At 68.4% G+C, this 8,713-nt stretch carries 8 protein-coding genes and 2 pseudogenes; 8 read left to right on the top strand and 2 right to left on the bottom strand.

What is annotated here, in order from left to right; translation table 11 throughout:
* Window positions 1-146 precede the first annotated feature (146 nt).
* The 5 genes and pseudogenes from ACZ5NH_RS44835 to serS all read left to right on the top strand — a co-directional run bounded on the left by ACZ5NH_RS44835 (window position 147) and on the right by serS (window position 4,003).
* A complete protein-coding gene (locus ACZ5NH_RS44835) occupies window positions 147-650 on the top strand; it encodes a transposase (protein ID WP_468784182.1) in 504 nt (167 codons plus the stop codon).
* Window positions 539-1,384: pseudogene (locus ACZ5NH_RS44830) on the top strand (IS630 family transposase); the annotation flags it as partial. The gene ACZ5NH_RS44835 and the pseudogene ACZ5NH_RS44830, both read left to right, overlap by 112 nt.
* 2 nt (window positions 1,385-1,386) lie before the next feature.
* Window positions 1,387-1,917 carry a hypothetical protein gene (locus ACZ5NH_RS44825; protein WP_468784180.1) on the top strand — a complete coding sequence of 177 codons (531 nt, stop codon included), beginning with the start codon at window positions 1,387-1,389 and terminating at the stop codon, window positions 1,915-1,917.
* A 290-nt stretch (window positions 1,918-2,207) separates the two neighbouring features.
* Window positions 2,208-2,387: a hypothetical protein gene (locus ACZ5NH_RS44820; protein WP_468784178.1), complete on the top strand. Its 180-nt coding sequence runs from the start codon at window positions 2,208-2,210 to the stop codon at window positions 2,385-2,387.
* Between the two features lie 329 nt (window positions 2,388-2,716).
* Entirely contained in the window at window positions 2,717-4,003 is a 1,287-nt protein-coding gene (serS, locus tag ACZ5NH_RS44815) for a serine--tRNA ligase (RefSeq protein ID WP_468784176.1), read from the top strand.
* A 45-nt stretch (window positions 4,004-4,048) separates the two neighbouring features.
* Here serS and ACZ5NH_RS44810 read toward each other — a convergent pair whose 3' ends face one another.
* Both ACZ5NH_RS44810 and ACZ5NH_RS44805 read right to left on the bottom strand, forming a co-directional pair.
* Window positions 4,049-4,831, bottom strand: coding sequence for a hypothetical protein (locus ACZ5NH_RS44810; RefSeq protein WP_468784174.1), 783 nt, complete (start codon window positions 4,829-4,831; stop codon window positions 4,049-4,051).
* Window positions 4,832-5,352: 521 nt separating this feature from the next.
* Window positions 5,353-6,012 carry a PadR family transcriptional regulator gene (locus ACZ5NH_RS44805; protein WP_468784172.1) on the bottom strand — a complete coding sequence of 220 codons (660 nt, stop codon included), beginning with the start codon at window positions 6,010-6,012 and terminating at the stop codon, window positions 5,353-5,355.
* Window positions 6,013-6,118: 106 nt separating this feature from the next.
* Here ACZ5NH_RS44805 and ACZ5NH_RS44800 point away from each other — a divergent pair, with 106 nt between their 5' ends.
* The 3 genes and pseudogenes from ACZ5NH_RS44800 to ACZ5NH_RS44790 all read left to right on the top strand — a co-directional run.
* Window positions 6,119-6,610 (top strand): hypothetical protein, encoded by a 492-nt coding sequence (locus tag ACZ5NH_RS44800; RefSeq protein WP_468784170.1) that lies wholly within the window; start codon window positions 6,119-6,121, stop codon window positions 6,608-6,610.
* 33 nt (window positions 6,611-6,643) lie between these two features.
* A complete protein-coding gene (locus ACZ5NH_RS44795; RefSeq protein ID WP_468784168.1) occupies window positions 6,644-7,846 on the top strand; it encodes an FAD-dependent oxidoreductase in 1,203 nt (400 codons plus the stop codon).
* Window positions 7,847-7,855: 9 nt separating this feature from the next.
* A pseudogene (locus tag ACZ5NH_RS44790) lies at window positions 7,856-8,437 on the top strand (M55 family metallopeptidase); the annotation flags it as partial.
* Between the last annotated feature and the right edge of the window lie 276 nt (window positions 8,438-8,713).

Below are 8,713 nucleotides of genomic sequence, written 5' to 3'. Positions count from 1 at the left end.
TTCCTGGACCAGCACGGCATCGCCCGGGCGAAGTCCTGGCGAACGCTGGGCAGTTGACCTCCACTGCTTCAAGATCCCCGACAGAGTCAAGCTAGCCCCTGCATCCGTCAGACCGTGTTTGAGATCTTGCGTATCTTGCGGTCAGGGTGATCGTTGACTCTGCTGTGGCTGGTGGGGGCCATCCGTCACATCTGACGGATGAACAGTGGGAGTTGGTGGAGCCGTTGCTGCCGCCCGCGCGTGTGGGGCCGAAGGGCGGGCGGAGGGAGAAGCATCCGCGACGGCGGATCGTCGATGCGATCTTTTATGTGGTGAGGACCGGGTGCGCCTGGCGGCAGTTGCCGAAGGACTTCGCTCCGTGGCCCACGGTGTACTGGTACTTCTCGTGGTGGCATGACGACGGCACGGTCGGACAGATCCATGACGCCCCGCGCAGCCAGGTCCGTGGGGCCGACGGCCGCGACACCAACCCGAGCGCCGGGCTGATCGACTCGCAGTCGATCCGTACCGTCGGCACCGTCCCGGCCGCTATCAGGGGATTCGACGCGGGCAAGAAGGTGAAGGGCCGCAAGCGGTTCATCGGTGTCAGAAGCTGCAGCAGATCGTGCGCCGGGGCAGCACCAGTTCGGTGCGCTACCGGCGCGCGATGATGCTGCTGGCCTCGGTCGGCGGGAACCGCGTCCCGGTGATCGCCCAACTGGTGCAGGCCGACGAGGACACCGTCCGCGACGTGATCCACCGGTTCAACGAGATCGGCCTGGCCTGCTTGGACCCTCGGTGGGCGGGAGGCCGTCCCCGCCTTCTCAGCACTGACGACGAGGACTTCGTCGTCCAGACGGCCACCACGCGCCCGACCAAGCTCGGCCAGCCCTTCACCCGCTGGTCCCTCCGCAAGCTCGTCACCTACCTGCACCGGGTCCACGGCCAGGTCATCCGCATTGGCCGCGAGGCGTTACGGTGCCTGCTCGCCCGCCGCGGCGTCACCTTCCAGCGCACCAAGACGTGGAAGGAGTCGCCCGACCCCCGAGCGCGACGCCAAGCTCGACCGGATCGAGGAGGTCCTGGACCGCTTCCCGGACCGCGTCTTCGCGTTCGACGAGTTCGGTCCCCTCGGCATCCGGCCCGCCGCAGGCACGGGCTGGCCCCCTCCGGCCACCCCCAGCGGCACCCGGCCACCTACCACCGCACCCACGGGGTCCGCTACTTCCACGGCTGCTACTCGATCGGCGACGACAAGTTGTGAGGCGTCAACCGGCGCAGGAAGGGCGCCGGCAACACGCTGGCCGCCCCCAGGACGATCCGCGCGGCCCCGCCGGACGGCGCCCCCCTCTACGTCATCTTGGACAACCTGTCCGCCCACAAGGGCCAGGAGATCCGCCGCTGGGGGTGTTGTCCACTCACGCCGAGTCGAGCACGGCGCTCAACAACCATCTTCGCTACTTTCGCAAGCACTTCTCCGGCACCGAGCTGGAATTCAAGTACACGCTCGATCCGGCGCCGGACATCTGGGCAGCGTCCATGGAGCTACTCAAAGCCCTGCGCGACGGCAACTGGAGGGCTGCCGACGGAGTTCCGGGAAGAGTTCAGATCCACCACACCGAGAACCACCTTTTCGACGTCACCGGCCCCGAGCCCGAGATCGGCTACGCCTCCTTCATCCCCACCGTCACCGCCGGGCACGTGCTCAAGCGGAAGTGGTTCACCGAGGACACCTTCGCCCGCCGCGAAGAACTCACCCCCGGCCTCGACGTCACCCCGACCGCTTCGAGGCATACCCTGAGCGAAGAACTGGGCCTCCAGGTCCGAGCCATGCCGCCCTTCCAGCGCGTCCGATACGACATCCAGTGCGAGTCGATGCGCACCGGCCACGTCTACGGCACCTTCCTCGATCGTTGCTCGCTCCTGGCAGCACCCTAAGTGGTGCTCTCCCAATGCGAGCTGGAGTACCTGCGCTCCCGCAGCGTCCTCGGCCATGACCAGGACGAGGTCCTGCACGAAATGGAACGCATCAACGCCTGGCTCCGCAGCCACCTCTCCTCCCGTGGGTGGGCGACCGAACACACCTATTACTCGAAGCGCAGCTTCCTACGCCACGCCGTCGATCTCCGCCCGGAACTAGCCCCTGTGATGGCCATGCCCGCGCCTGGTAATCCCCCACAGGAGGCACTGGAACCCACACTAACCCCGCCGACGTCCGCCTCCTGGCCTTGCTCCAGGACTACGTTGGGGACGTCGTCCACATCACCGTCGGCGCGCTCGTCACACGCTGGCGCGGAGAGCCGGCCGACCAGCCCGCCGAGAGCGTCGGCGACTGGCGCTGGTGGCCTCTAGACGCGCTGCCCCTGGACCTCTTCGAGTGCAGCGCCCAGGTCCACGGGTCTCGGTGATATTCGGTACCGATGTCGAGGCTCACGTCCTAGCCTCTCCATCAACGCGATGACGGAGACGAGTAGCCCGGGATCACGCGAGCCGAGAGAGCTGCCAGCAGCTGGGAAGGCAGCCTCGCGTCCCAGGGTGAATCCACTCCCGAGTGCGGGGAGGAACGGCCGGCCTCATGGGCGGCCCAATGCCCCGCCGGTTGACCCCCGTGACCAGGTCGTGAATGAGGCCACCACATGGTGGTGGCGAAGGCGCGGTGGCACCGCGAGATGCCCTTTCTCGCCCGCGCTCCCAAGGGATCACGTCACGACGGCTGATCGAATGGAGCACCGGCAGAATGATCGATGTCACCCTGATTCGCCAGAACCCGGAGTACGTCCAGCAGGCGCTGGCCAAGCGGGCGGTCCACGTCGACCTCGGCGCGTTCCTGCGCTTGGACGACGACTACCGGCAGGTGCGCACCGAGGTAGAACGCCTGCGCGGGGACCGCAAGAGGATCTCCGGCGACATCGCGAAGCGGCAACGGGCTGGTAAGGGCGCGGCGGACCTGCATCCGGAGGCGACGGCCGTCAGCGAGCAACTGACCGCCGCCGAGACGCGGTGCGCTGAACTGGAACAGGCCCGGCAGGCCTTCCTCGATCCGCTGCCGAACCTGCCCGACGCGGATGTGCCGGCCGGAGGCAAGGAGAACAATGAGGTCGTCCGCGAAGTGGGACGACGCCCGGAGTTCGGGTTCAGGCCCAAGGATCACGTGGAGCTCGCCCGGCGCCTCGGTCTGGTCGACTTCGAGCGGGGTACGAAGCTCGGCGGCAGCGGCTTCTGGCTCTACCGGGGTAACGGTGCGCTCCTCGAGTGGGCGCTGCTGAACTACTTCGTCGAAGCCCATGTGCAGGACGGCTACGAGTTCGTGCTGCCGCCGCACGTGCTGACGTTCGCGGCCGGGTATGCGGCGGGCCAGTTCCCGAAGTTCGCCGACGAGGTGTTCGCTCTGGAGGACGGAGAGCAAGGCCCGGAGCGGTTCTTGCTGCCGACCGCGGAGACCGCCCTGGTCAACCTCCACCGGGACGAGACGCTGCCCGAGGCCGAGCTGCCGAAGCGGTACGTCGCCTATACGCCGTGCTACCGCAAGGAGGCCGGCGGCTACCGCACGGCCGAACGGGGGACCCTGCGAGGGCACCAGTTCAACAAGGTCGAACTGTTCCAGTTCACCCACCCCGACGCCTCCGACGCCGCGCACGAGGACCTCCTCGGCAAGGCTGAGGAGTTGGTAAACGAACTGGGCCTGCACTACCGGATCACACGGCTTGCGGCCGGAGACACCAGCGCAGCGATGGCCAAGACCTACGACGTCGAGGTGTGGCTGCCGAGCGTCGGCTCGTACGTTGAGGTCAGCTCAGTGTCGAATGCCCGCGACTACCAGGCGAGGCGTGGCAACATTCGCTTCCGGCCCCGGCAGGGCAGGGCCGCGTACGTGCACACACTGAATGCCTCGGGACTGGCCACCAGCCGCCTGGTGCCCGCGCTCCTGGAGCAGCACCAGCAGGCCGACGGCACCGTGGCGGTCCCGGACGTCCTGCGGAAGTGGGTCCCGAGCGGTGTCCTTGCAGCACCGGTGTCGGTCTGACGCCGGGAGGGTCGACCGTCGTGCGCTGAATGTGTGTCCCGCAGCTCAGAATGTCCAGCCACGCCGGTCGGCCAGCCATCGCAGTGTGACCTCTCCACACCACGTCTGGTGCTGGCGAATGTGCGGTGACCAGTCTGCTGGGGGCTGTCCGCCGGAGGTGAGGAAGAACCCCGAGAGGGCGGCCAGCGCCGCATCGAGTTGCTCGTCGGCGACTCCGTCGGCGGTGGGGTGCTGGGTAAACAGGGTGGTGGCATCGTGGCCGTCGGCGTAGGCGGTGGCCAGGAGCAGGACGAGGTCGAACCAGCTTGCCCCTAGGCAGGGCCAGTTCCAGTCGCAGATCCACGCCGTGCCGGATGCGTCGATCAGCACGTTGTCCTGACGCAGGTCGTGGTGGAGAACGGCTTTGCCTGCGACGGCTTCCCGCCAGCGGCTTTCCAGACTGGCCAGCACTTCCAGTAGATCGAGTGGCATCCAGGAAGGGAGGGCGTCCTTGGGCGTGGCGCCACCGGCGAGGTTGCGCCAGTCGGTGAAGTCACCGTCGTCCCCTACTGGCTTGAGGCCACCGTGCTGAAGTGATGCGGGTGAGGTGGAGAGGGCCTCTGCAATGACCGTGTAAGTGTCGAGGGTGGCCGTGAGCTCGTCGGGCTTCCATGGCGTGGCGGGCAAGCGGCCGCCGTCGACAGCATCGATGCCGAGGACGACCCATCCGTCGTGCTCCTCCATCCATTGCAGGTGTGGTGCCGGAATCTTTGCGGGGAGCGCCTGGTTGATCATGGCTTCCCGCCTGTAGCAGTCGGCGACCACAGGGTTGTCCAGGCTGTTGACCACTTTGATGAACTGAGGTCCGGACGTCCCACGGAGTACGGCGGCGAAGCCGCTGGTGAATCCGCTCCCTGCGCTGGGCCCGGCCTGGACGTCGCCCCGAGGCGTTGTGCGATGAGTCGGCGAACGTCCTGAGGGAGGCCTCCCACTGTGGGCGTACCGCCGTGGCGTCGTACCGGAGGCGGGGGGTGATGATGGTGGGCATGCTGTCAGGATGGGGGGAATTGCGTTCCCCGACGCCACGGAGTTGTCGCGTGAACCCGTTTGCGTCCATGCGCCGGCCGAGTGGTCGTAAGTCTGGGCCTCCCAAGAGAAATTCGCTGTCTCTCGGGGGGCTGGCTCGATATCGTCCGTGGCAACGCGATGACGGAGACGAGTAGCCCGGGATCACGCGAGCCGAGAGAGCTGCCGGCAGTTGGGAAGGCAGCCTCGCGCCCCAGGGTGAAGACCCTCCTGAGTCGCTCGCACCGCTGTTCCCGAGGGGAGGGTCGGCAAACGCCTGCCCCATCAACTGACGTCCTGTGCTCTCAGGGTGAGTGCTCAGGCGAGCGAGAGGGCGCCTGGTCGGCGAGGGCCTGCTGTCCCGTGCTCTGGGCGAAACCGATCAGCTCTTCGAGGGTCCAGCTGAGCCGACCACTGCGCAGGTCGTTCGTGACGGTTCGGATCCAGTCCAGTTCTGCGGCGGTCATCGCGCGCAGATACTCCTCCTCGAGTGTGGTCACCCGCGGCAGGCCGTGAACCTCCGTCTGCTCCATCAAGGTCTTGTCGCGCTCGTCAAGGCTCTGCGCGAGTGCCGCGGCGCGCTGTTCCAGTACGTCGAGGGCGTCCTCCGGGGCAAGCATGAGGATGAAGGACAGCGCGGCGGGGAACTGGGGGAACTCCTGCTTCGGTGCGGCCAGCATCTCGGTGAGCCAGATGCGCATGGTCGAGCGCCCCGCGTCGGTCAGCTCATACACCGTCCGCTCGGGGTACTGCTGGTCGCGGCCGGTCTCCCGGACCGTGACCAGGCCCGCTGCGAGTAGCCGGTCGATCGTCCGGTAGAGGCTCGCGCGCTGGCCGACGTTGACGACCTGGTCCTTCCCCCACTGCTTGATCAATCTCTGGATGCCGTACGGGTGCAGCGGCTGGAAGTGCAGCAGGGCCAGCACGGTCAGGGCCAGTGGGGAGCTGCGGGGCGGGGTGCTCATGCCCGCATGTTACCCACATCGAAACTAGTTGACTTGAGACTAGTCTCAGTGAAACTATCAACTGTCAGGAAATGAGCGGGCCCTCGATCGGACGGAGACCACGGAGATGACCACCACCAGCACGCAGACCGCCGCCGCCACCGAGCGCGTCCACGCCGACCACGCCGCGACCAAGCGGCTGGGCAACTGGACCCGCGCCGGACACATCCAGGTGCGGGCCCGTCGGGGCCTTGCCGTGCTCGACCTGCGCTCCCCGGACCTGCCCGACGACATCGAGCTGTGCCTGGATCTCCAACGCGCCACGGTCAAGCTGCTGGTGCCGGAAGACGCCGTCGTCGAGCACTGGGACCTGCGTTGGACCGCTCGCGGCAAGGTCAAGGACGCGCAGGGCCGGACCGCCGGGGAACCGGCCCTCGTCGGGGCCCGCCGGATCCGCCTGACCGGTGTCGCAGCCGACAGCGAGGTGCGCGTGCACCGCGGCGGCATTGCGGTCCTGAGCGCCATGTGCTCCCGCGCCTACCTCCAGGACCTGCGCCTGGCCCACAGGGCGGGCGGTCACCCGACCGTCGACGACCCGGCACGCTCGCACGGCCACTGAACACCCGACCAGGTACGGAAAGGGGGCAGACACATGTCTGCGATCAAGACGGCGGCCGTCATAGGAGGCGGCATAGCCGGACCGGTAACGGCCCTCGCGCTGCGCAGGGCGGGCATCGCGGCGACCGTCTACGAGGCTTACGAGAACACGGCCGACGGCCTCGGCGGCATGCTGATGATGGCGCCCAACGGGCTCAGCGCCCTGGAAGTCGTCGGCGTGGACCAGCACTTGGCCGGTCAGCCGATCCATCGCATGGTCATGACCGACGGACGGGGCCGGCGGATGGCCGAGTTCGGCGGGCTGACGGGCCTGCCGCCCAGCCAGGTGATGTGGCGCGCAGACCTGTACCGGGCGGTGCGCGAGCAGGCCGCCGCGATGGGCGTACAGACCGTGTACGGCAAACGCTTGGCCGGAGCCGAGGAGACTCCTGCGGGTGTCACCGCCGCGTTCACCGACGGGACCCGGGTGACCGCGGACGTGCTGGTCGGGGCGGACGGTATCCGGTCGACGGTCCGGCAGCTGATCGACCCGGCAGCACCCGGCCCCCGGTACACCGGCCTGCTCGGTTTCGGTGCGCACTCGAAGGCGGAGGTCCCGCAGGCGCGGCCGGACACCATGTACTTCGCCTTCGGCGAGCACGCGTTTCTCGGCTACTGGCCGGTGCCCGGTGGAGGCACCGCCTGGTTCGGCAACCTGCCGTACGACGAGCCGCTCAGCGCGGAGCAGGCCCGTGCGACGCAGTCGGCCGCATGGATGCGGATCCTGCGGGAGAAGTACGCCGAGGACGTGCCCGGCCGTGATCTGCTCCGGGGCACCGACGACGAACTCCTCACGTTCGGAGGGCTGGAGATCCTGCCGTCGGTGCCGAAGTGGTACCGCGGCCGGATGGTCCTGGTCGGCGACGCGGCCCACGCGCCGTCCTCCAGCTCCGGACAGGGCGCGTCCCTTGCGGTGGAGAGCGCGGTGCAACTGGCGCGGTGTCTGCGGGACATCCCCGAGGTGGGCGCGGCGTTCGCGACGTACGAGCGGCTGAGGCGGGCCAGGGTGGAGAAAGTCGCAGCCCAGGCCGCGAAGACCAACAGCCAGAAGTCGATGGGGCCGGTCGCGACGAAGATCATGGCCTTGCTGATGCCGCTGGCGACGCGGACGTTCCTCAAGCCGGAGAAGATGTTCGGCTGGACGCACCGGTACCGGATCGACTGGGACGCGCCCGTGGTGCCCGTGGTGCCCGTCTGACGCGCAGGCCAGATGCTCATGCTCGAAGGGCTCACGTTCGAGCATGACGCGGTGATCTGCGTCGGCTACCACTCGCGGGCCGGCGCGCTGGGCGTACTGAGCCACAGCTTCATGGTCCATGAGATCGAAGACATGTGGTTGGACGGCCGGCCGGTGGGCGAGATCGGCCTGGCCCATGCCACCGCGGCCGCCCTCGGAGTCCCGGTGGCGGTCCTCACCGGTGACGACCGCGCCTGCGCGGAGATGACGGAGTGGGACGCCTCCGTCACCACCGTGGCCGTGAAGTTCGCGCGCGACCGCTTTGCTGCAGACCTGCGCCCGGCGGACGAAGCCAGGAGGGCAATCGAGGAAGCCGTCGCCTCCAGGCTCTCCGCACCCCTGGCGCCCCCGTCCGCAGCCTCGGCCACGTCCACCCTCACCGTCCGCCGGCAGTCGGCCTCCGTGGCCTCCACCCTCCTGGGGATCCCAGGGGTGTCCTCGGCAGACTCCCGAACCGTCCGGGCTCAGGGCGCCCTGCCCGGCCTGTACCGGCTCTTCGGGGTGTGGACGCGGGTGGCGGCCTCCCTGACCAACCAGCCGCCGTACTGCTGAACGTCACAGCTCTTCAGGGACCCGAGCGATGGAGCAGTGGGCAGTGGGCTGTCGGCCGTAGCTGGTGTGTCGCCTGGGCGCCGGCCTCAGAGCGTCAACCCCCTTGGTTCACCGCACACTTGAGCGACTGGAGAAGCTCCCCGCGATCGGGATGTGGTGATCAGCGGCGGCCATCCGTCGGCCCCGGCGAGCACGCCCGTACCGCTGGAGGAGCTGCCCGCGCACGCGCACCCGGACGACGCGGTGGCCCTCGGCCGGTTCCTGCGGACGCTGCTG

Source organism: Streptomyces sp. NPDC031426 (assembly GCF_055581585.1).
Note: the sequence above shows the minus strand (reverse complement) of the source record. Positions and strands in the feature narration are given on the sequence as shown.